Here is a 20899-nt window from a genome sequence, read left to right as displayed (position 1 = left end):
GAGGTAGGGAACGAAATGACCACACCAGCTCATTCGGCCGTGATTGTCGTCGGACTGCAACCTGGATTCGCACCCGGCATCGTCCGGACCGCTGCCGAATTTGCGCACCGGTTTCACGCGTCCCTGCTGTGCGTCACTGTTGACGCGTCTCTGCTGTCTTTGGGTAAGCGCGCTGATGGGTCGGAGATGATCGAGCCGCTGGACCCGGACACGGCCGACAGCACACCCCGCGGCCTGTCCGATGACGAAACGGACGCTGTTCGCACCATTGCCGGCGAGAACCGGGTTCCGGTCGATTTCCTTCTCCGGGCAGGGATGCCCGCCCGTGCGTTGGCGGCCGTCGCCGAGGATCACGACGCAGGCTTGATCGTCGTCGGCACCGATTCGGGCCGGCAACGCATCGGGGAGTTCTTCAACGGCTCGGTCGCCGCCCGGCTGGCCCACCAACAACATCGTCCCGTCGTCGTGGTCCCATCGAATCCGGTCGGACTCGACGACCCGCTGCCCTGGGATGCTTCATGACTGGTCAGTTGGTTCTCCTCCGTCATGGGGAGAGCACCGCGAACGCTAACGGCACTTTCACCGGCCTGCTCGACGTCCCGCTCACCCAGGAGGGCGAGCGGCAAGCCGTCCGGGCGGCGGAGCTGCTCCGCGCGAACGGCATCACGCCGACGATCGTCGTCACCTCGACCCTGCAACGTGCGGTCCGGACGGCTGACCTCGTCACCCACGAGCTCCGATTGCCCCAGCAGGCAACGAAGCGGTGGGAGTTGAACGAACGCAACTACGGGGCTCTCACCGGGCAGAGCAAAGCAACCGCTCGAGCAGCGCTGGGCGAGGTGGAGTTCACGCGCGTGCGCCGGTCCTTGACCGGGCGGCCACCGACAATGTCACTCCGGAACTGGTGGGCTCTTCGCCACACCCCGGCCCTCCGCGGGCTCCCAAGAAGAGCTGTTCGACGGACGGAATCGCTTGCCGACGTCGTCCGACGGGTTCGCCCGCTGTACGGGACCGACCTCCTGCCTGCCGTGCTGGGCGGGGCGACGGTGCTGGTCGTCGCGCACGGCAACTCACTCCGGGCGCTGTGCGCCTGCATCGATGACCTCACCGAAAAAGAGGTCGCAAATTTGAATCTGCCGACCGGGCAACCGTTGCGCTACCGGGTCGGTGAAGGCAACACGCTGCGCCCGCGTGGTGGCGAGTATCTGGACCCGACAGCAGACGACGCCGCAGCCCTCGTCGCGGCAGAAGGCGGAACATGACTACCCGAACGGACACCACCATGCCCGAGAACTCTCTTCCCGACGATCCGGATATCGACGTCGGCGACCCGCAGAAGACCATGCGGCCCGTGCACCTGCGCTGGCGGTATCTCGGTGTCGTCGCGGTCGGCGGCGCCCTCGGCACGGCAGCCCGAGACCTCCTCAGCTCCGCCTACCCGGCACACGACGGGGTCAGCTGGCCCATCTTCTGGATCAATGTCACAGGCGCCCTCCTACTCGGGGTGCTCCTGGAAGCGCTCGCGCACCGAGGCCCCGACGAAGGCCGCCGCCGCATCCTGCGGCTGCTGCTCGGGACGGGTGTCCTTGGCGGGTTCACCACCTACAGCACCCTCGCCACCACGACCGCCGGCCTGTTCCTGGCCGACCGGGGACTTGCCGCCGCCGGGTACGCCCTCACGACCGTCCTTACCGGTGCGATCGCGACCGCGGTCGGCCTCACCATCGCCGGCAGGTTCAGGCCCCGCCCCACCCCAGGGAGTACCTCGTGAGCGGGCTGGCTGTTCTCGCCGTCGCCGCTGGGGGTGGGATCGGTGCTGCGTTGCGATTCCTGCTGGACGGGAGCGTCAACGCCGGCCGACAGTTCCGTCTCCCGGTCGGGACCCTGACGATCAACATCACCGGCTCCCTCCTCCTCGGGCTCCTCACCGGCGCGGCCCTACACCTCGGGGAGTTTCCCGTGGCAGTTCTCGGGACCGGGGTGATGGGCGGATACACCACGTTCAGCACCGCCAGCTTCGAAACGGTCCGCCTCGCCCGCGGCGGCCGCATTACCGCCGCCGCCGTCAACGGTCTCGGGATGCTCGTCGTCTCCGTCGCCGCAGCGACCGCCGGCATCCTCCTCGGCACCCACCTTTGATCTACGACAGGACCCTGACCATGCACTTCGACGTCACCATCGAGATCCCCCGCGGCAGCGGCAACAAATACGAAGTCGACCACAGCACCGGCCGCATCCGGCTGGACCGGGCCGTATTCACCAGCATGGTGTTCCCCCAGGACTACGGCTCGATCGACGACACCCTCGGCGAAGACGGCGACCCCCTCGACGCCCTCGTGCTCCTGCCGCGCCCGACATTCCCTGGAGTCGTCATCGACGTCCGCCCGATCGGGATGCTCCGCATGGTCGACGAGAACGGCGGCGACGACAAGATCCTCACCGTCCCGAACGGCGACCCCCGATTCGACCACCTCAGTGACATCACCGACGTCCCCGACGCGACGCTGACGGAGATCGAGCACTTCTTCTCCCACTACAAAGAGATCGAACACGGCAAGCACGTCACCACCAACGGGTGGGCCTCACGCGCCGACGCCGAAGCAGTCACCCACAGGGCACAACAGCAGGCCGCCCTGCACCCGTGACCGTCACCCCCACCGCCCCACATTCTTGGGGCTTCTTGCACCACTTCTTGAACGGATTCCGGCCATGAACGACTACATCAGCAACCTGCACCACTCCCACCGTCAAGGCGAATACGTCACCCTGACCTCCCACCCGGCCTCGATCGCCGAGGTGCGGGGCAGCCGCATCCTCGACTCCCGCGGCTACCCGACAATCCGGGTGCACCTGGGACTGACCGACGGCACACAGGTCACCGGCGACGCGCCGGCGGGCGCCTCCACCGGAGCGCACGAAGCCCAAGAACTCCGAGACGGCGGCGCCCCCTACGGCGGCCGGGACGTCACCCACGCCCTGAACCTCCTCGACACAGAGATCCAGCCCCTGATCACCGGTCGGTCCTGGGACTCAATCAGCCACGTCGACCGCGCCCTGGCAGAACTCGACGGCACTGCTGGGTATGGGCGGCTCGGAGCGAACACGGTTGTCGCGACGTCCATCGCCATGGCGCGGGCATTCGCCGCTGCAGCCCAGCTGCCGCTGTGGCAGTGGATCGCGGAGGCCACACGCAGCACCCCGCGGCTTCCCGTGCCGCACTTCAACGTTCTCAATGGTGGCGCGCACGCCGCGAACGCCTTGGACTTCCAAGAGTTCATGATCGCCCCCGTGAACGCCGCCACCATCACCGACGCCGTCCGCATCGGAACAGACGTCTACCACGCCCTCGCGGGCCTCGTCCGGGACCGGTTCGGGTCGCTCGGCCTCGGCGACGAAGGCGGCTTCGCCCCCTCGATCGGAGCCCCCGAAGAAGCCCTCGACCTCCTCGTCACCGCGATCCAGCGGGCCGGCTACGAGCCCGGCGCCGATGCACTCGCAATCGCCCTTGACCCGGCCGCGAACGAATTTGCCACCGGTGGCGGTAACTACCGGATCGCCGATCGCACTCTCGACCGGGCCGGGATGGTGGCGTACTACGAGCGCCTTGTCGGCTCGTATCCGATCAGGAGCATTGAGGACGGCTTCTCCGAAGACGACCACGACGGGTGGAGAGCGATGTTCACCAGCCTCGGCGACAGCATTCAGATCGTCGGTGACGACCTCTACGTCACCGACCCGGCCCGCATCCAAGCCGGCGGCGAAGAGGGACTCTCCAACGCGGCCCTGATCAAACCCAACCAGATCGGCACCGTCTCCCAGACGTTCGACGCCATCGCTGCCGCCCGCACCGCGGGTATGCAGAGCATGGTGTCGCACCGGTCCGGAGAGACAACCGACACGTTCATCGCCGACCTCGTCGTCGGCACCGGAACCGGTCAAATCAAATCCGGAGCCCCCGCCCGCGGAGAACGCGTCGACAAATACAACCGGCTCACCGAGATCAGCGACCTCAACCCCGACCTGCCCTACGGCCTGATCGGCTAATCCTCATAGACGTTCCGGGCGGTTTTGAGCGACCAACCCGGACCGGCACACGCCCAGCGTGTGCAGCAAAGCGGCCAGTTTCCTTAGTCGGCTGGCCGGACGGGCGGGTGCCACCCCTTCCATAAGAGGTGGCACCCGTTCCGTACCGATCCCTCAACCGGCCACTCCCCGCCGTCCCAACACGCCAGAAAAATAAGGGACGCGACACGTCCGTAACTGCGTCCGAAATGGGTTCCCGGGATGGAGGGCTATGTGAGACCGCCAGGCATAATAGAAACGCTTATCGGTGACGCGTGAGACTTTACCAATGCCCAAAACGTCACAGGACAGCGAAGTGCCCTGGAGGCCAGGTCTGCTGTCGACTTCGCTGACCAGGACCGCAAGCCGGGCCATGAAAGAACGAGGTTGAGGGTGTTCGTCTTGCGCGGGATCGGTGACGCACTGGCCGCCGCAGGGTCGATGGGGTGGGAGATCCTCTGGCCCTTGATTCTCGGGTTCACCCTGTCCGGGATTATTCAGGCCGTGGTCCGCACGGAGCGGATTACCAAGCTGATGAACGATGACTCGCCTCGGGCGATAGGTGTGGCGACCGGGCTTGGTGCGCTGTCGTCGTCGTGTTCCTACGCGGCCGTCGCTCTGGCTCGAGCACTGTTCCGGAAGGGCGCCAGCTTCTCATCGGCGATGGCATTTGAGGTTGCTTCGACGAACCTTGTCGTTGAGCTGGGGCTGATCCTGGCGTTCGTGATGGGGTGGCAATTCACCGTCGCGGAATTCGTCGGCGGCCCGATCATGATCATTCTCATCGCTTTGGGCTTCCGCCTCTGGATGCGGGGCAAGATCGTCGAAGCCGCCCGCGAACAAGCCGAGAAGGGCCTCGCCGGATCAATGGAGGGTCACGCCGCGATGGACATGTCCGTCGCTGGCAACCAGGGGTTCTGGAAGCGTCTGTTCTCGCGTCCTGGGGTGACGAGCGTGTCGCAGTACTTCGTCATGGACTGGGCCTCCGTCCTCCGCGACATCGTCATCGGCTTGCTCATCGCCGGCGCCTTCGACGCCTGGGTCCCCAAAGGGTGGCTGCAAGCCCTCTTCTTCGAAGGGCACCCGACAGTGGCATTTCTTGTTGACCCGATTATCGGTCCGCTTCTGGCGATGGTGAGCTTCGTCTGCTCCGTGGGCAATGTGCCTTTGGCTGCGGTTCTTTGGAACGGTGGGATCTCGTTCGGCGGGGTGGTCAGCTTCATCTTCGCCGACCTGATCATCATCCCGATCATCATCATCTACAAGAAGTACTACGGCCTCAAAGCGGCTCTCCGCATCACCGGGATCTTCTACGGTGCGATGGTCGTCGCCGGCTACGTGGTCGAGTTGATCTTCACACCGCTTCAGCTGATCCCGACGAACCGGCACCTGTCGATTGTTGGGGCCTCGATCAGCTGGAACTACACCACCTGGCTGAACATCGTCTTCCTTGTCATTGCTGCGATCCTGCTCGCAGTCTTTATCCGCAGCGGCTCCTGGTCCATGCTCCGCATGATGAGTGGGACACCTGACCCCGTCGACGACGGCGAGAACCACTCCGTCAAGGAGTCGCCAGGTCACCGGCACCACGAGGCGTGACCGGCAGTGACAACGGAACCCGTCTCCGAAGGGCCTCCGATATCGCAGGGTGGACCTGGTAGTGATGCGTTCGCGTTAGCCCGGTCTGCCGTCTGGCAGAGCAGTCTGCAAGGGGGAACGTACCGGCGGGCATTGACCATGGGGCTGCAGGCGCATATCGTCACCCATGGTTGCCTCGGACCGTGGTCGCCAGTTTTGCCTCGATGCATTCTGAGCGAAAGACCAGCCATGACGCCGCCCGTCCCGCCGCACCGCTCTCCGTCGCCTTGTACCCACGGTGACTCGACGGCCATCTGCAGACAGGGCGTCGGCTTCGCCGGCATCGAGATCGCCAAAGGACGGCGTTTTAGTGACCCGCTTCGACGTGGTCACGACGTGCTCTCTGCGCGATCCCTGATCCTGGAGGACCGCCGCCCGCAACGGATCCTACGGGCAGCTGCCCGACCAAGCGGGCAGCTAAAATCGGCTGGCCAGTGCGACGGACGGAATCATCGATGACGACACACGCCCCCCGGCCGACAGCGCAATCTGCAGAGCACCCACGAGAAGGCAAATTTTTGACCACGCGGGTGGGCCGTAAGGGCAACCGCCTGGTGTCGTGGGTGACATCAACCGATCACAAAGTGATCGGGAACATGTACCTGATCACGTCGTTCAGCTACTTCATGTTCGGCGGTGTTCTCGCATTGGTGATCCGCGCCCAACTGTTTGAGCCGGGCATGCAAGTCGTGGCGACGAAAGAGCAATACAACCAGCTGTTCACCATGCACGGAACCATCATGCTGCTGCTGTTCGCCACCCCCTTGTTCTCCGGATTCGCCAACGCCCTCATGCCGCTCCAAATCGGTGCGCCCGACGTCGCCTTCCCCCGCCTCAACGCGTTCGCATTCTGGCTGTACTTCTTCGGCGCCATCATCACCGTCTCCGGATTCTTGACACCCCAGGGCGCCGCGTCGTTTGGCTGGTTCGCCTACGCCCCACTATCTGACACCACGTTCACCCCCGGTATCGGCGGGAAGCTCTGGGTCTTCGGCCTCGCCCTGACCGGGTTCTCCACGATCCTCGGCGCGGTGAACTTCATCACCACCATCATCACCATGCGAGCCCCCGGGATGACGATGTTCCGGATGTCCCAATTCACCTGGACCACCCTTGTGACCTCAATTCTCGTGATCATGGCGTTCCCCGTCCTCGCCGCCGCGCTCTTCGGCCTCGGATTTGACCGGGTCTTCGACGCGAATGTCTTCAACCCGGCCAACGGCGGGGCGATCCTGTGGCAGCACCTGTTCTGGTTCTTCGGCCACCCCGAGGTGTACATCATCGCCCTACCGTTCTTCGGCATCATTTCTGAGACGATCCCGATCTTTAGCCGGAAACCGATCTTCGGGTACAAAACCCTCGTCTATGCGACCATCGCCATCGCCGCGTTGTCAGTGACGGTGTGGGCGCATCACATGTACGTCACCGGCTCGGTGCTGCTGCCGTTCTTCTCCCTGATGACGATGCTGATCGCAGTCCCCACTGGGGTGAAGATTTTCAACTGGGTTGGCACCATGTGGAAAGGGTCCATCACTTTCGAAACCCCCATGCTTTGGGCCATCGGGTTTCTGATCACCTTCACCTTCGGCGGACTCACTGGCGTAATCCTTTCCTCACCGCCGCTGGACTTCCACGTGTCGGATTCGTACTTCGTCGTCGCGCACTTCCATTACGTCGTTTTCGGCACAGTGGTGTTTGCCATGTTCGCCGGCTTCTACCTCTGGTGGCCCAAGTGGACGGGGAAAATGCTGAATGAACGGCTCGGCAAAATCCACTTCTGGCTGCTGTTCATCGGCTTCCACACCACCTTCCTCATCCAGCACTGGCTCGGCGTCGAGGGCATGCCCCGCCGGTACGCCACCTACCAGCCCTCCGACGGGTTCACCTGGCTAAACCAGCTGTCCACAACCGGGTCCATGCTCCTGGGCATCTCGATGCTGCCGTTCCTGTACAACGTGTACATCACCGCCCGCACCGCACCAAAGATCGAAGTCAACGACCCCTGGGGGTACGCCCGGTCACTGGAATGGGCTACGTCCTGCCCGCCGCCGCGGCACAACTTCACCACCATCCCCCGCATCCGCTCCGAGTCCCCCGCATTCGACATGAACCACCCCGAAGCCGGCATGACTCAAGGAATCGGCCCCGTCAAGGACGCCCCGGACGCCGACGTGCACGACCTTTCCGACGGCAAGATGAAGTAAGCAGCCAAGACCCGCCGACATCAACTAGGCCACTCTTCGGTCCCGTTCATGAGGAAAATGGCGATTGCCCAAATCATGGCCGCCTATCTGGTGGACTGGATCCTCACCCGAGCCAAGATCAAAGAAGGAGGTGAGCCAGATGCGCTCCTTCGTCCTCCGTGCTCGGGAATCGTTCTGGTTCCTGCCTGCCGTCTTCGGCATCGCCGCCATAATCCTTGCGGAAGTGCTTGTCACCATCGATCAGTCCCTTGTCGATAACGGTGGCCGCATCCCGTTTCTGGACGCGCTCAGCGCCTCCGCGGGCCGGAGCATCCTGTCGATCATCGGCACCTCGATGCTGACTGTCGCTGGCACCTCCTTCTCCATCACCATCTCCGTTCTCGCCACTACTTCGTCGACCTACGGGCCCCGTCTGGTGCGGAACTTCCTCGCGGACCGGGCCAATCAGATCGTGTTAGCCGTGTTCACCTCCACGTTTCTCTACGCCCTCGTCGTCCTCCGCGCCGTCCGCTCCGAAACCGACCAGGGCAGCGGATTCGTTCCCACTATCTCCATTCACCTCGCCGTGCTTTTCGGGGTGCTGGACGTCGCGGTGCTGGTGTTCTTCATCCATCACATCGCCGACTCCGTCCAAATCACCACCCTCCAAAAACGGGTTCAAGCCGACCTACTCAAGGCCATCAACCTGATCTACCCACAAGAAACCGCCGAAAACACCACCTCGGCACCGCTGCTGCACCCCAACAGTGCAGCTGAGATCCCGTCGAAAGCGGACGGGTATGTGGAGCAAATCGACCTTGATGAGCTCCGCGACATCGCCATCGCCGCGGACTGTGTCCTGGACGTCATAGCGATGCCCGGAACGTTCGTGATCCCAGGTGACACCCTCGTCCAGGTCATCCCCGCAGACCGAAGCGCCGACGTGACGAAAAAGGTGCAGAGCGCATTCGCGTTCGGGACCGCCCGCACCCCGCACCAGGACGTCCGCTTCGCGCTGCAACAACTCGTCGAAGTAGCCGTCCGTGGCCTGGCATCCGGAACCAACGACCCCTACACCGCCGTCACTGCGCTCGACCTTGCCAGCACCGCTCTGGTTCCGCTTCTCACCCGCCCCTGCGCAGCAACCGCCCTCACCTGCGACGACACGACACGGGTGATGGTGCACTGGCCACCGCCCGACGACCTCATTCGAGACGTTTTCGCCGGTATCACCACCTACGGGCTAGAGCATCCCCTCGTCATTGATGCCGCGACCCGCCTGGCCCACCGGCTCCTCACAACAGCGCCAGCCTCCACCACCGTCATCCTCACCGATGCACTCGCCACCATGACCTCACCGTCCTAAAACCGTATCGATGCCGCCGGCACCCGCAAGGAGATCGGACCGCTGCGAGGTGGCCGCCGGGTTTGCCGAGGGTGCTCAATAAGCATTTTTTGTGACTGCTCATGTCGGTCAGGGCACAGTGCTTGGATGAGCGCATGCCCCTCGCGATCGAAGATTACGCACTGATCGGTGATTGCCACACCGCCGCCCTCGTCGGCAACAACGGCAGCATCGACTGGTTGTGTCTGCCCAGGTTTGATTCCCCCTCAACCTTTGCGGCTCTCCTTGGCGACGAGAGCAACGGGCGGTGGCTGGTCGCTCCAACGGACACTGCCGCGACCTGCACCCGTAAATACGTCGACGACACCTTTGTCCTGGTCACCACATGGAGGACCCCAATGGGCGAGGTGGAAGTCACCGACCTCATGCCTACCGGCGATCGGCGGGCGGACGTTCTCCGCCGCGTCCGAGGGATCAGCGGCACCGTGCCCATGTCAGCCGACATCCGCATCCGGTTCGAATACGGGACCACCATTCCGTGGGTTCGTCAGAAACCGGACCACGGTGAGAACGCGCTGATCGCGATCGCGGGCCCGGACGCGGTCATTATCCGCGGACCGAAACTGACGGCAGCTGATCACGCCCACTCCGCCCAATTCGAGGTAACGGAAGGGGACACCATCGACATGTCCCTCACCTGGTACCCCTCGTATCGCCAACCTCCGGCCCCGATCGACGTCAGCACGCGGATTGACGAGACAGTCGCCTGGTGGCAGGAGTGGGCCTCGCACTCCGACGCGCCGGCCACCTACGGTGAGGAGGTACACCGGTCACTTCTGCTGCTCCGCGCGCTCACCCACGAAGACACCTCCGGCATCGTCGCCGCAGCGACAACGAGCCTTCCCGAGCAGTTCGGCGGCTCCCGCAACTGGGACTACCGCTACGTCTGGCTCCGCGACGCGTCGATGACCCTGCAGGCACTGATCCTCCACGGTTTCGCCAATGAGGCCGCCGGCTGGCGCAGCTGGCTCCTCCGGGCGATCGCCGGCGACCCCGCCGACGTGCAGATCATGTACGGGCTGAGCGGAGAGCGCTATCTACTCGAGAACACCATCGACAAGCTGTCCGGCTACCGGTCATCGGCACCCGTGCGCACCGGCAACGGCGCCTTCACCCAATACCAGGGCGACGTCTTCGGCGAAGTCATGGTTGCCCTCCACGACGCCCGCGAACTCGGAGTTGAAGAAAGCGCCGACTCGTGGGCGCTCCAGCGTGCCCTCATGCAGTACGTCGAAAACAACTGGGACCGCCCCGACAACGGCATCTGGGAAATCCGCGGGCCCGAGCAGCACTTCACCCACTCCCGGGTGATGATCTGGGCCGCACTCGACCGTGCCGTCCGCGGGGTGCAGCAGTTCCACCTCGACGGCCCCATCGAGAAGTGGATGGCGTTGCGCGAGAAAGTCCGCACGGAGATCGAAACCCACGGGTTCGACGCCGACCGCAACACCTACACCCAGACCTACGGCTCGCACGAGGTCGACGCATCGCTCCTGCAACTGTCGCAGGTCGGCTACGTCGACGCCCACGACCCGCGCATGCTCGGCACGGTGAAGGCGATCGAGCAAGACCTCCTGAAAGACGGCCTCCTGGTCCGCTACCGCACCGAGTCCGGCATCGACGGGCTGACGGGCACGGAAAACCCTTTCCTCACCTGCTCGTTCTGGCTTGCCGAGCAGTACGCCCGCTCAGGCAGGATCGACGACGCCACCGACCTCATGGACCGCCTCGTCGGGTACCGCAACGATGTGGGCATGCTCTCGGAGGAGATCGAGGTTTCAACCGGCCACCACGTCGGCAACACCCCGCAGGCGCTGTCCCACCTGGCGCTCGTCCGCGCCGCCGACGCGATCCAGGCCGCCCTCGACCACTCCCGCGGCAACCGCGGCCGCCGCCTGGCCGGGCAGACGCACCCCCACGACGCCTCGAAGCCCGCCAGCGACCACGACCCAAGGTCCGAGAGTTCAGGCGTGACCCACACATGACGACGAAACACCGTCCATACCCGTCAAGGGGCCATGCGACCCCACCCCAACCGGGGTTCCACCCAGTCGAGTGGCTCTGCGAGCTCCTTGGCACCGCCATCGTCTTGCTCGTCGGCATCTCCGCCATCTGCTTCGACTTCGGGACCAGCTCCCCGTTACGGGCTCTGCCGATGTCGACGCGGCTGCTACTGACCGGGCTCATCTTCGCCGGCACTGGCAGTCTCGTCGCCATCAGCCCTCTCGGTCGGCGCTCTGGCGCACACCTGAACCCGGTGGTTACCCTGGCGTTTTGGACGCAACGCAAAGTGCACTGGCACGATCTTGTCGGCTACTTGGTATCCCAGTTCGCAGGCGCGATCCTTGGGACCCTCGCCGCCCACGTCCTATGGCGAAACCAAGCAGCCAGCGTCTCTGACGGAGCCACCACACCCGGCCCGGGTGTCCCTGACTTCCTCGCCGTGGCGGTGGAAGCCGGAATGACTGCCTGCCTTCTGTTGACGATTCTTTTTATGACCAGTCACCACCGCATCGCACGGTTCACCCCGCTGCTGCTGTGGGTCCTTATCGCCGTCTTCGTCTGGCAGCTGGCACCTCTAACAGGAACCAGCATGAACCCGGCCCGGAGCCTGGGACCTGCACTGATCGCACCGAGCGTTGGCACGTATTGGATTTATGTCCTCGGGCCCCTTCTGGGTGCAGCCGCAGCCGTGGCCCTGTTCTCCCTCGCCCAGCGCACCGAAGTGCTCACGACAAAGCTGTTTCATGACCCGAGATACCGCTCCACCATGGGCACCACCCTCCCCGCGGCCGGCCACCACTAGCCGAACGTGTCTAACTCGACCCCGGTGCCGGCGTGTGACCCGCCTCGGCACCGGGGCCAACCCGACTACAGGCCGACGCTGCCCTGCATGATGCCGCCGTCGATGAACACGGTCGTCGCGGTCATGTACGACGACTTCCCAGACGCCAAAAACACCACCATCTCTGCGATGTCATCAGGCTCAGCCAGACGACCCACCGGAATCGCCGCGTCAAGCTGCTTTAACTTCTCGGGGTCCGACGTCGTCGACGTGTTGATCGGAGTATCCACCGCACCGGGCGCGACATTCACCACCCGGATGCCGTGCGGGCCCAGTTCCACCCCGGCCGTCCTGGCCAGCATCCGCGTCCCGCCCTTAGACACGCAGTACGCGATGTTTCCCGGCATCGGCCAATCCTCGTGCACCGACGAAATATTGATCACAAGACCGGGCGTTTTTTGAGCGATGAACTGCTTCGCGGCGAACTGGGTACCGAAGAACGCACTCTTCAAGTTCACCGCCATCACCTTCTCGAAGTCCTCCTCGGTCGTGTCTAGGATCCCTGTGCGGGTTTCAATGCCAGCATTGTTGATGATCACGTCCAGCCGGCCGAACGAGTCCACGGCGGCTTGCACCATTTGGTGCAACCCGGCAGCCTGGCTGACATCCGCGTCGACCCCGACTGCCTTACCGCCCTCTTTCTCGATCCGAGCGATGAGCGACGTGGTCTCTTCCGGATGTGCGACGTAATCGATGACAATATTGGCGCCCTCTCGCGCCGCCGCGATCACGATGGCTTCGCCAATACCGGAATTACCGCCGGTCACGATGATCGTCTTACCGTCCAAAAGCATGGGATGTCCCGTTCCGCATAGCAACCTGCCACGTCCTCTGGAAGCTACTCCGGGACTGTCGAGCGTCCCAGGCACCGCGCCAGTTGCAGCCTTGCGTCGGCAGCCCAGCCAAAAAACCCGTTCCCCAAATCTCAAAGGGGCCAAAAGAGGTCAACACGGGTAATGGCGCTTATCGAAGGCAGAGAGAAAGGCATGGAAGTGACACCTCCTTGTTACCAAATGGCTGATCGGTGACGCCCCGTGGCGTCCCCTTATTCGTCTCGCAGACAGCTGACACTGATCTGATCCGCTGAGTACGCCGCTCGATCAGTAATCGATGCCGACAGCGGCGACGTGAGTTTGCGAGCCGCCGCCGGGGTTGGCTCCGCCGTCGAGTCGGAGGTTGCTGAAAGAGTGGCAGCGGGCGCTCCGTTGGAGTTGTCAGCGTGGGTGCAAATGAGAGGGGCCAGTCTGTGGTGGAGTTTCAGAAAAGCCCGACCAGGTATCTCGCCGCGGTGTCCACCGTTCTCGGGCCGGAAGTGCATGATCTGGTCTCTCAAGTCGAGCTGCCCAAGCCGGCGGCGGCGGCGCTGCGCCGCGCGAAGAAGATCGCACCGGTGAAATTCAGTCGCACAGGCGGCATGGGCAGGATCACGATGATTCAGTCTGCGATTCTCGCCGGCGACGACGACAAGCAGCGGGAGATCGGCTACCGAATTGGCCAGATCATGACCGAAGTGGGCATCACCAACTTCACCGTCTACGAACCTGTGTAAGCGATGATCCGGCATGCTGCCTACGTCGCAGGAGGGCGCGGCGTCCTCGATGTCCGCGCATCGTTGGAAGGTGACTTGTGGACGTCCTACGACGACGAGCTCTCAAGCCGTTTCAACAACGTGGGTGACGACAACCGTGGCCGAACCTTCACGGAGATGTTCCGACGCTTCGACCGATGGGAGCGCCGCAGGACTACTACACGCACGGCAAGCGAGGGCCCGGTGGCCTGGCAGTTCGAGCTCGAAACCAGCTACCTCGAGGCAGCCGCCGATTTCGGTCTCCGCGGAGGCAACGACGAATGGTCCGTGAACCTGGTCGATCACGCCTATGACGAGCATGCAGAACGCATAAGTCGTACGCTCGCCAGGGAATCGCTCATCCCGAGGGACTTCGGTCGGCCTTTTCCCGACGAAGCCGTCGAACAACCGCCCTTCGTTGCTAGTCAGCCGAGGCCGCACTCCGGCTACTACCTGGATCGGCTCGACCCCAAGGGCCACAAACGCTGGTGGGATGGCAAGCAGTGGACCGACCACATCCACCCCGGGCACGACACGTGGCGCGTCGGAAGCTACAACGACTGCCCACCGGAATTGCGCGGTCTTTAGGCGCGAGCAGAGTACCGAACAGCGCCCAATTCGCCACGGTTATCCACAGGGACCGAGCGCTTTGAAGAGCGCGATCAAAGTACCCACCAGCTCAGTATGTACTTTGATCGCGATTCGGTACTCTGTTCGCGGCAACCCGGTACTCTGCTCGCGCGAATGGGTACTCTGCTCGCGCACCCATCCAAGAACGACACCTTAGATCCGCTCAGACGCGCGGATCAAGGGACATGTGGACAACTCCCCTAGTAGTTCTCCTGTACGTAGACCTGTATCAATCCCGGCTCTTAAGGTGACCACAGAGCCCAAATCTCTAGTTCTGGAGATGGTGAAAAGCAGCAGAGATGAAGAAGGCGCCCCCTCCGAATTTGAGGCTCGCCACGAATCGCACGCGCCCCTCAGCGGGCCAGAATCACCCCTCTGGGCGACGAAGTAGGTCGGGAACGGGTCGTCAGACGGCCACGATATCGTCAAGAGTTCTGACAGGCTCGCAGCGATCTATGACTCGATTGCCGACGTCGGTACTCTGTTCGCTGCGGCTCTCGTGGGTACTTTGTTCGCGGCTAGCTTCTCTGACGCAACCTATCGGTACTCTGTTCGCGCCCTTATGACTGCTCCGAGGGAAGACGCCGTTGTAGGGGTTTCTGTTCGCGCCCCGCTGTGCACGCAAATTGGGTCGGTACTCTGTTCGCGCACTCGGCCGGCACGGCAGCCGCGGAACCCCGCGAACAGAATCCCCCGCCAACAGGATGGCGAGTGCGTTGTCGCCGGTTCTTGTTCGCGATGGAACGGGTACTTTGTTCGCACCCTCGAATACCCCGACCCCCTATGGTCAGTAACCCAGCAGAATGGTTAGGCGGATTCTCTGCGCGAACAGAGTACCTACGGTCACCAGCGTGACTCCGCACCGGATCGGTACTTTGTTCGCGCTTGAGGTCAGCTCCTAAGTGCCCGCTTGGCGGTTGTCGTGGGGACCGGGGTCGGCCCCGGGAACAGAACGAAAAAGTTCTGGTCGTACTCGTAGCGAAGCGCCGGGAAGACGATCTTGATCTCGAGGAGTGCCTTCAGGAACTGAATCTTGAAGTCGCGTTCCCGCTTGGTCTGCGATCCGAACTGCACGTAGAGATCAGACCACTTGATGCGGGTGGCCCGCTCGAGGGACCACAACCGGTAACCGAGCCAGATGTAGATGTCGATGCGGAGTGGCGCCGAACCAAGGACACGAAGAGCATCCAGGTCGACGGGAATCGGATGCGCCTTGATCGAGTCGTAAAACGGTGTGGACAGCCTCACCTTCGAGGACCACAGCCCTTCCATGGTCAGGTCTTCCCGCTCGCTGAACCACAGCTGCACCTCGTCGGCGATCTGGAAGTACTTCTGAGCGACTCCGTAGCCGGCTCCCGCCTCACCGAACGCGATACCTTCCACTGACAGCTGCGAACCGAAGACGCGCTGCATCTGGTCGCGGAGGCGGGCGCGATTCTTCCCTCCCGCGGTGACCCCCAGCTTTTCCATGAACGCGTTCATCGACGCACCCAGCTCGAGCTCCGGTGAATTTGTCCGGTAGGCCTCGGAAGCCATCCACGTCATGATGTGGCGGGGCAGGATCCCGAACGGGTAGGCGTTGATGTCGCGGCCGTCTGGCGTGGACATGGCCGCGGGTCGCACGCGGAGCGTGATCGGTCCGTTCCGGCGGACCCAGAAGCTCTGATCGCCCGGGTCGTTGTAGGGCAAGGTTACTTGGGCCCAGACGCGCGCTGAGAAGCCCACGTTGTAGTCGATCTTCTCCGCCACCTCGCGGTTGCCGGCGAAGTTCAGCCGGTCCACCTTCCCCCGGGTCAGCTCCGGCATCGCCGATGACCCGACCGCGCCGAACCCCGCGGGCTCGATAGGAATGTCCTCGTACCGGCTAGCCAGTTCGGTGCCGGGAGTGTTGTCGTCGGCGTCGCTCATCGGGGTTCCCCTCCGGAATGTCGTCACAGTTCACGCCACCGCTCCCCCACCGCGGTCCGCGGGTCGTTGACGCACAGCCAGAATGGCTTAGATCGCGCCCAACTCCCCGCAATCATGCGGCGTGTTCCAGGCTCTTCGCGTTGAACTCGCGCGGAAGCTACGAATTCGTGAGGCCGTCCTGGTCGCCCCGCGGGAGCCCTTTCCGACCCCCATCAAACCGTTTCCCGTTGTTGTAGGCCTCCTCGAGACGGCGGGTCTCGTTGACGATCAGCTGCATGCCCAGCTCCCTCAGCGACGAGACGCCCTCGAAGGCGCGGGCGGCGCCGAACGCGGCCCGGAATGCGTCCCGATCCTCCCTGCGCAGGTCGAAGGTGAACTTGACCAGGTCGTCCGGCGCCTCCCCCGGAAGGAGATCCGTCGCGGACCGCCGCCTGGGTGACGGCTCACCCCGACGTGATGTCGGCGGCGGCGGCGGGACTTCGGCCGGGGGTCCAGCGGGGTCATCCGTGAGCAGTCCGGGGTAGGCGGTCAGTTGCTCTGCGGCGGGCACGGTCGGCGCTGTCGTCCTATTCGATCGGAGGAGCGTGCTGGTGGCGCCGGCGGCGGGAGGTGTCACGCGCCGCGGCGGAGGCCCACCTACGCTGCGGTTCACAGGTGCGTCAGACATGAGCTTCCTCCGTGGCTGCTTCGGCTTCCTTGTGCATAAGTCGTGCGATCATCTCGCTCGTGACGGCTTGGAGACTGTCCGCGACAGACTGGGCCGATTGAGGTCCGGGTGATTCGATGGCCTCGCCCTTCTTCAGGCGTTCGTACCATTTCGGGCTGTTTCGCACCCTGTCGTCCAGCTCGTGGACCAGCAGCCCCTTGTCTCGTGCGGAGGCGGCGGTGGCTTCCGCGTGTCGGACGTAGTTCTCGAAGACGACGTCTCGTGCCACCTCTCCCCCGAGGTCGGCGACGACCTTCGCTGCGAAGTCGGCGCGGACTCGACTAGCCGATGCCCCCGAGGCAAAGAGAACGACTCCGAGGAGGTCCAGGTCGGGGTTGAGGTCGATAACTTGATCAAGGCGCTCCGCAGTGAGCTTGAGGCCTTTCCGCGAGGCGTCCTCCGTCTTCGCGGGAATCAGGATGTAGCGAGCCGCGGCGACAGCGGCGGACTGGATGATGTCGTTCCCGGGCGGGCAGTCCAGGAGGATCACGTCGTACTCCCCCGCAATCCGGTCGAGGACTCGCGCCAGGCTCAGCCGTGCCTGCTGCAGCGAATCGCCGCCCCGGGTCGACTGGCTAACGAGGGTCGCTGCGGCGTTCTCGATGAAGCGGCCACCGACGAGGACGTCGAGGTTCGGGCGGACATTGATGGCAGGGTGTGCGAGGTCGTCGGGGTAGGTGAGGGCTTTAGACAGTGCCTGCCCGTCGTCATCGATGGCTGTGCCTGAATATCCGAGGTCCAGTCCGAGGTTCCCCTGGTGATCCAAGTCGACCACAAGTGTGCGCCAGCCGCTCGCGGCGAGCAGTCCCCCAATGTTGGCGGTGAGGGTGGTCTTCCCCACTCCCCCTTTGCCGTTGATCACGGCGATCACCCGCTGGAGGTTCGTACGGTCGAAGGGCTCAGCCATGTGCTTCTCCAAGATCCGGTGTTTGACGCGGTTAGGGCTAACCGGGCGAGCCAGGATGCCCGGGTAGCCCGGACAGCGCAGCGGAAGGCCAATATACCCCGAAGCGACTATCTGGGTCGCCCGGGAAACCTGTTAGTGCAGGGATTCCTGAGGTTTCCGGCAAACCTAGTTTACCCGTAAAACCTGGACAGCGCTAAGTACGCGTTCGCCGGGAGTCCTGGTGTACCCGGACAGCGCGACCTATCACAAAAAATGTAGCTCTCCGGGGCACCCAGGTAAACCAGGCAACACGGATTCACCAGGATACCCGGACAGCGTGAAATCGCGCAGAATCAACGAATTTGATGCGATGAACCTATCCGGGTCGGTCTCGGGGGTTGTCGCCTCAGCGGCCCGTACAGGGCCTATGGGAGGGTGGCACCATTCTTCGCTATGGAAGGAGCCGCACGGATCGATGATGCACCGCGAGGTTTCTGCGCTTGTGGATCATCGGAGTATGACCTGAAAGATCGCGTACAACTCCTCACCCGCGACTCCCGCTGAGGAGATCATTGTCGACGTGACGACTCCCTGGGAGGCTGTGGAAACAGTGCGGTCGCAGAAGGAAGGCGATCCCGTGGGGAAGGTCATCTACGTGAAAGTGGGGGGAGTGAACCGGACGCCTCTCAGTCAGCCGTCTACTCGTCGGGGAGCTCACGGGCCCGGTTGCGGGCGGGGAGGTTCTGCTTGTGGGGGAGTCGACCGGGAGCCTGGTGCTTCAACGGGCGACGGTGCTCGACACCGGCTGCGAAGAACCGGTGACATTCCGGGCACGAGTCGACTTCGGGCCTCCGGTGACCCCTCACCAGCGCGTTGTACGCCTTACCCGGGTTCCTCGACGCGCGCACCTGGTTGAACGACGCCTCCGGCACCGGGCACCCGTGGGAGCAAGTTCGAGTTCGCGCAGCGGGTCAGGTTCGACACGGCCCTGCACCGCCTCAGCCTCCCGAACTCTGAGCCCCCCAGCAGTCCAACGTGCGCAAGAAGTGGGTTCCCCGACTGACAATTGGCCGCCCCGCCCACGAGGGTATAACCATCGGCCGCCGTGTCCTCGCCAACGGGAACGTCCGCCAGGCAGCTACGACGATCCGACCATCATCACCGCCCGGGACCATTTGTCCTGAAGCCTGATCATCACCGGGATGGGGAGCGCCCCGTCTACGTTCTGCCGAGCACATCGAAGCCATCTGACACCCGAAAGACATGACCGGCATGAAGAAAGGCGCCGCCACGGCCCTGAACGCCTCGAGATCCGTGCGCATCTTCCCGAGCCATTGGGCGCCAGAATGGAGGCTCAGTACTGCGCCCTAACGAGGTGCGGGGCGGACGCAGACTGGTTGGAGATGCGAGTTCACGTTCCGATGGGCCTCACATCGTTAGTTCCTCTGCCATCGCGTCGTAGGGGAACGCGGAACCGCATTTCGCCGCGAGGTTGCAGACAACCGTGCCACTTCCCATTTGGTTTGCGGCCGGTAGGAGCGGGTCACGGGGTGTTTGATCGCGCCCAGCTCGAAGGCGAACGCGCGTGACCGGTAGGCCGCCCGTTGAGACATTGAGAGAAACGTTGCGTATCGAGCGCCTTGAGCAGCTGCCATAACCCCATCTAGGCCGCTCCCACGTATTGGAATCGGCTTTCTGGATTAAGCGCGCCCTCGAGGACGAGTTGGCGTGCGCTCTTGTGATCTGCCCGTGCGTCGGTATCCCGCGGGTAGCGAGGCCAAATTCTTTCGCCTGGTGCGTCCGCGAAGAGCGGTCGGCTGGTGACGTGGGGGCGTCGGGGCCTGGCCGTGGGCGACGAGTTCATGGTGTCGAGTTCGGCTAGCCACCATGCCCACGTTTGCCGTTCTGCCTCGTACCGTTCGGCTCGACCTTGCAAGTAACCGGTAACGCCGATGGCTCGCGCGGCGTAATCGCGGAAGTCACGTTTACTCCGCGCCCACCCGTTTCCTTGCCGAATAATCAATCGGTGGTGGCGGAGACGGCTCAGGATGGTCGCCGTATGGCGTGGAGACACCCCTAGGAGTTTCGCGGCAGAGTCGACGGTGACGGAGACTTCGTGGCTGAGCCTTGCAAAGAGTGTTCCCGCGCGGTGTCCTAAGCCGGCCCGGGTGAAGAGATCGTGGCGGGAGTCGAGGAGGCTCTGCTCAAGCTGCGTGACGAGTTCGGCTCGTTTGTCGAAGAATCCGGCGGGGGGGCGGGGGTTATTGAGTAGTTGTGACCGGACCGTGTTTGAGTCTGTGGAAATAGGCGGGGTTAACCGCCATTGGGCTGCGTTGCCCTCGTCGGCTGCGCTGATCCGTTGAATGAAGCGGTCTCGCTCGAGTGCTTGCAGTGCCGTGGCTGCTGTCGTGCGTCCAAGGCCTGTTGCCAGTGCCAGGTCGCGGATGGATGCGGCGACAACGCGTTTTCCGGTTTGGAGGGTGAGGTACGCCAGGGCTTGGAGGATGCTTCGGCGGGATTGGCCGGCCTCGGAGCTCCAGCGGCCTGGGGTGACCTGCAGGCGGTGGAGGATGTCGCTGACGCTGTCGACGACGCCGATGAGCTCGGTGAAGTCCTGGGGTTCGCGTTCCTGGGGGAGTGATTGGTACAGGGCTGCGTACTGGCGTGCCTTCTCCCATTGCCGTTCGAGGCGAGCCTGCGCCTCGCGGGGGTCCCGTTTGCGGCGGGATCCGCGACCGGTGTTTTTTGTCCGGTAGTGCTCCATCCCGGGAGCCGTCCGGGCGGCGTGCTCGACGTCTCGGAGGGACCATTTAGCAACGGCGGCGGAGAGCAGGCACATGAATCCAGTCCAGCTGGGGTTAGTGCCGCCATCGATGGTGCTCATGTGTGCTTCGCCTGCGCGGCTCAAGCGCCGGTGTGGGCGGTGACGTTCATCGGTCGGGCCGGACGGGGCGCTGTCGTGCTGGCGGAGAGCTGGCCTCGTCACTTCCAGGGCCTTTGTTACCTGCACAAGACCGGAGACGGATGCGTCACGGGCGGTAAGGGTCTCGACGGTGCCGCGGAGGATCA

18 protein-coding genes are annotated in these 20899 nt (G+C 63.8%); 13 read left to right on the top strand and 5 right to left on the bottom strand.

Annotation, left to right across the window (positions count from 1 at the left end):
* Positions 1 to 15: 15 nt before the first annotated feature.
* The 11 genes from EDF46_RS16870 (at position 16) to EDF46_RS16820 (ending at position 12094) form a co-directional block, all read left to right on the top strand.
* Positions 16 to 522, top strand: a complete 507-nt coding sequence (locus EDF46_RS16870; protein ID WP_123507662.1) for a universal stress protein — start codon at positions 16 to 18, stop codon at positions 520 to 522.
* Entirely contained in the window at positions 519 to 1262 is a 744-nt protein-coding gene (locus EDF46_RS16865) for a 2,3-diphosphoglycerate-dependent phosphoglycerate mutase (RefSeq protein ID WP_123507660.1), read from the top strand. Before EDF46_RS16870 ends, EDF46_RS16865 begins: the two co-directional genes overlap by 4 nt.
* A complete protein-coding gene (locus EDF46_RS16860; protein ID WP_123507658.1) occupies positions 1259 to 1771 on the top strand; it encodes a CrcB family protein in 513 nt (170 codons plus the stop codon). Before EDF46_RS16865 ends, EDF46_RS16860 begins: the two co-directional genes overlap by 4 nt.
* Positions 1768 to 2139 (top strand): CrcB family protein, encoded by a 372-nt coding sequence (locus EDF46_RS16855; protein WP_123507656.1) that lies wholly within the window; start codon positions 1768 to 1770, stop codon positions 2137 to 2139. The genes EDF46_RS16860 and EDF46_RS16855 overlap by 4 nt, the downstream gene beginning before the upstream one ends.
* 20 nt (positions 2140 to 2159) lie before the next feature.
* Positions 2160 to 2645, top strand: coding sequence for an inorganic diphosphatase (locus tag EDF46_RS16850; RefSeq protein ID WP_123507910.1), 486 nt, complete (start codon positions 2160 to 2162; stop codon positions 2643 to 2645).
* 64 nt (positions 2646 to 2709) lie between these two features.
* On the top strand, positions 2710 to 4044 hold the full coding sequence (gene eno / locus EDF46_RS16845) for a phosphopyruvate hydratase (protein WP_123507654.1): 1335 nt from the start codon (positions 2710 to 2712) through the stop codon (positions 4042 to 4044).
* A 411-nt stretch (positions 4045 to 4455) separates the two neighbouring features.
* Positions 4456 to 5661, top strand: coding sequence for a permease (locus EDF46_RS16840; protein WP_199738315.1), 1206 nt, complete (start codon positions 4456 to 4458; stop codon positions 5659 to 5661).
* A gap of 494 nt (positions 5662 to 6155) precedes the next feature.
* Entirely contained in the window at positions 6156 to 7904 is a 1749-nt protein-coding gene (ctaD, locus tag EDF46_RS16835; RefSeq protein WP_123507650.1) for a cytochrome c oxidase subunit I, read from the top strand.
* Between the two features lie 139 nt (positions 7905 to 8043).
* Positions 8044 to 9249: a DUF2254 domain-containing protein gene (locus EDF46_RS16830; RefSeq protein ID WP_148061263.1), complete on the top strand. Its 1206-nt coding sequence runs from the start codon at positions 8044 to 8046 to the stop codon at positions 9247 to 9249.
* Between the two features lie 134 nt (positions 9250 to 9383).
* The gene (locus EDF46_RS16825) at positions 9384 to 11273 is read left to right on the top strand and encodes a glycoside hydrolase family 15 protein (protein ID WP_123507646.1); all 1890 of its coding nucleotides are present in this window, start codon (positions 9384 to 9386) and stop codon (positions 11271 to 11273) included.
* On the top strand, positions 11270 to 12094 hold the full coding sequence (locus EDF46_RS16820) for an MIP/aquaporin family protein (protein WP_123507644.1): 825 nt from the start codon (positions 11270 to 11272) through the stop codon (positions 12092 to 12094). The genes EDF46_RS16825 and EDF46_RS16820 overlap by 4 nt, the downstream gene beginning before the upstream one ends.
* A gap of 65 nt (positions 12095 to 12159) precedes the next feature.
* Here the strand turns inward: EDF46_RS16820 and EDF46_RS16815 are convergent, their stop codons facing one another.
* On the bottom strand, positions 12160 to 12927 hold the full coding sequence (locus EDF46_RS16815) for a glucose 1-dehydrogenase (protein ID WP_123507642.1): 768 nt from the start codon (positions 12925 to 12927) through the stop codon (positions 12160 to 12162).
* A 494-nt stretch (positions 12928 to 13421) separates the two neighbouring features.
* Between EDF46_RS16815 and EDF46_RS16810 the strand changes: the two genes are divergently transcribed.
* Positions 13422 to 13682 carry a hypothetical protein gene (locus EDF46_RS16810; RefSeq protein ID WP_123507640.1) on the top strand — a complete coding sequence of 87 codons (261 nt, stop codon included), beginning with the start codon at positions 13422 to 13424 and terminating at the stop codon, positions 13680 to 13682.
* Positions 13683 to 13685: 3 nt separating this feature from the next.
* Positions 13686 to 14288, top strand: coding sequence for a DUF2510 domain-containing protein (locus tag EDF46_RS16805; protein WP_123507638.1), 603 nt, complete (start codon positions 13686 to 13688; stop codon positions 14286 to 14288).
* Positions 14289 to 15221: 933 nt separating this feature from the next.
* On the opposite strand, the gene EDF46_RS16800 is transcribed toward EDF46_RS16805, so the two are convergent.
* The 4 genes from EDF46_RS16800 to EDF46_RS18795 form a co-directional block, all read right to left on the bottom strand.
* Positions 15222 to 16238, bottom strand: a complete 1017-nt coding sequence (locus EDF46_RS16800; RefSeq protein WP_123507636.1) for a replication protein RepA — start codon at positions 16236 to 16238, stop codon at positions 15222 to 15224.
* Positions 16239 to 16395: 157 nt separating this feature from the next.
* Positions 16396 to 16905, bottom strand: coding sequence for a hypothetical protein (locus EDF46_RS16795; protein ID WP_158614292.1), 510 nt, complete (start codon positions 16903 to 16905; stop codon positions 16396 to 16398).
* Positions 16898 to 17851, bottom strand: coding sequence for a ParA family protein (locus EDF46_RS16790; protein WP_123507632.1), 954 nt, complete (start codon positions 17849 to 17851; stop codon positions 16898 to 16900). Before EDF46_RS16790 ends, EDF46_RS16795 begins: the two co-directional genes overlap by 8 nt.
* A gap of 1642 nt (positions 17852 to 19493) precedes the next feature.
* Positions 19494 to 20714 carry a hypothetical protein gene (locus tag EDF46_RS18795; protein ID WP_233580088.1) on the bottom strand — a complete coding sequence of 407 codons (1221 nt, stop codon included), beginning with the start codon at positions 20712 to 20714 and terminating at the stop codon, positions 19494 to 19496.
* Between the last annotated feature and the right edge of the window lie 185 nt (positions 20715 to 20899).

It is taken from the genome of Frondihabitans sp. PhB188 (assembly GCF_003752365.1).
Lineage (GTDB): Bacteria > Actinomycetota > Actinomycetes > Actinomycetales > Microbacteriaceae > Frondihabitans.
This window is presented reverse-complemented; position numbering and strand designations above follow the sequence as displayed.

Coding starts and splice junctions, on each gene's coding strand:
- EDF46_RS16825 (WP_123507646.1), top strand. CDS start 9,384: ATGCCCCTCGCGATCGAAGATTACGCACTGATCGGTGATTGCCACACC.
- EDF46_RS16800 (WP_123507636.1), bottom strand. CDS start 16,238: ATGAGCGACGCCGACGACAACACTCCCGGCACCGAACTGGCTAGCCGG.
- EDF46_RS16870 (WP_123507662.1), top strand. CDS start 16: ATGACCACACCAGCTCATTCGGCCGTGATTGTCGTCGGACTGCAACCT.
- EDF46_RS16805 (WP_123507638.1), top strand. CDS start 13,686: ATGATCCGGCATGCTGCCTACGTCGCAGGAGGGCGCGGCGTCCTCGAT.
- EDF46_RS18795 (WP_233580088.1), bottom strand. CDS start 20,714: ATGAGCACCATCGATGGCGGCACTAACCCCAGCTGGACTGGATTCATG.
- EDF46_RS16865 (WP_123507660.1), top strand. CDS start 519: ATGACTGGTCAGTTGGTTCTCCTCCGTCATGGGGAGAGCACCGCGAAC.
- EDF46_RS16830 (WP_148061263.1), top strand. CDS start 8,044: ATGCGCTCCTTCGTCCTCCGTGCTCGGGAATCGTTCTGGTTCCTGCCT.
- EDF46_RS16860 (WP_123507658.1), top strand. CDS start 1,259: ATGACTACCCGAACGGACACCACCATGCCCGAGAACTCTCTTCCCGAC.
- ctaD (WP_123507650.1), top strand. CDS start 6,156: ATGACGACACACGCCCCCCGGCCGACAGCGCAATCTGCAGAGCACCCA.
- EDF46_RS16820 (WP_123507644.1), top strand. CDS start 11,270: ATGACGACGAAACACCGTCCATACCCGTCAAGGGGCCATGCGACCCCA.
- EDF46_RS16850 (WP_123507910.1), top strand. CDS start 2,160: ATGCACTTCGACGTCACCATCGAGATCCCCCGCGGCAGCGGCAACAAA.
- EDF46_RS16790 (WP_123507632.1), bottom strand. CDS start 17,851: ATGGCTGAGCCCTTCGACCGTACGAACCTCCAGCGGGTGATCGCCGTG.
- eno (WP_123507654.1), top strand. CDS start 2,710: ATGAACGACTACATCAGCAACCTGCACCACTCCCACCGTCAAGGCGAA.
- EDF46_RS16795 (WP_158614292.1), bottom strand. CDS start 16,905: ATGTCTGACGCACCTGTGAACCGCAGCGTAGGTGGGCCTCCGCCGCGG.
- EDF46_RS16815 (WP_123507642.1), bottom strand. CDS start 12,927: ATGCTTTTGGACGGTAAGACGATCATCGTGACCGGCGGTAATTCCGGT.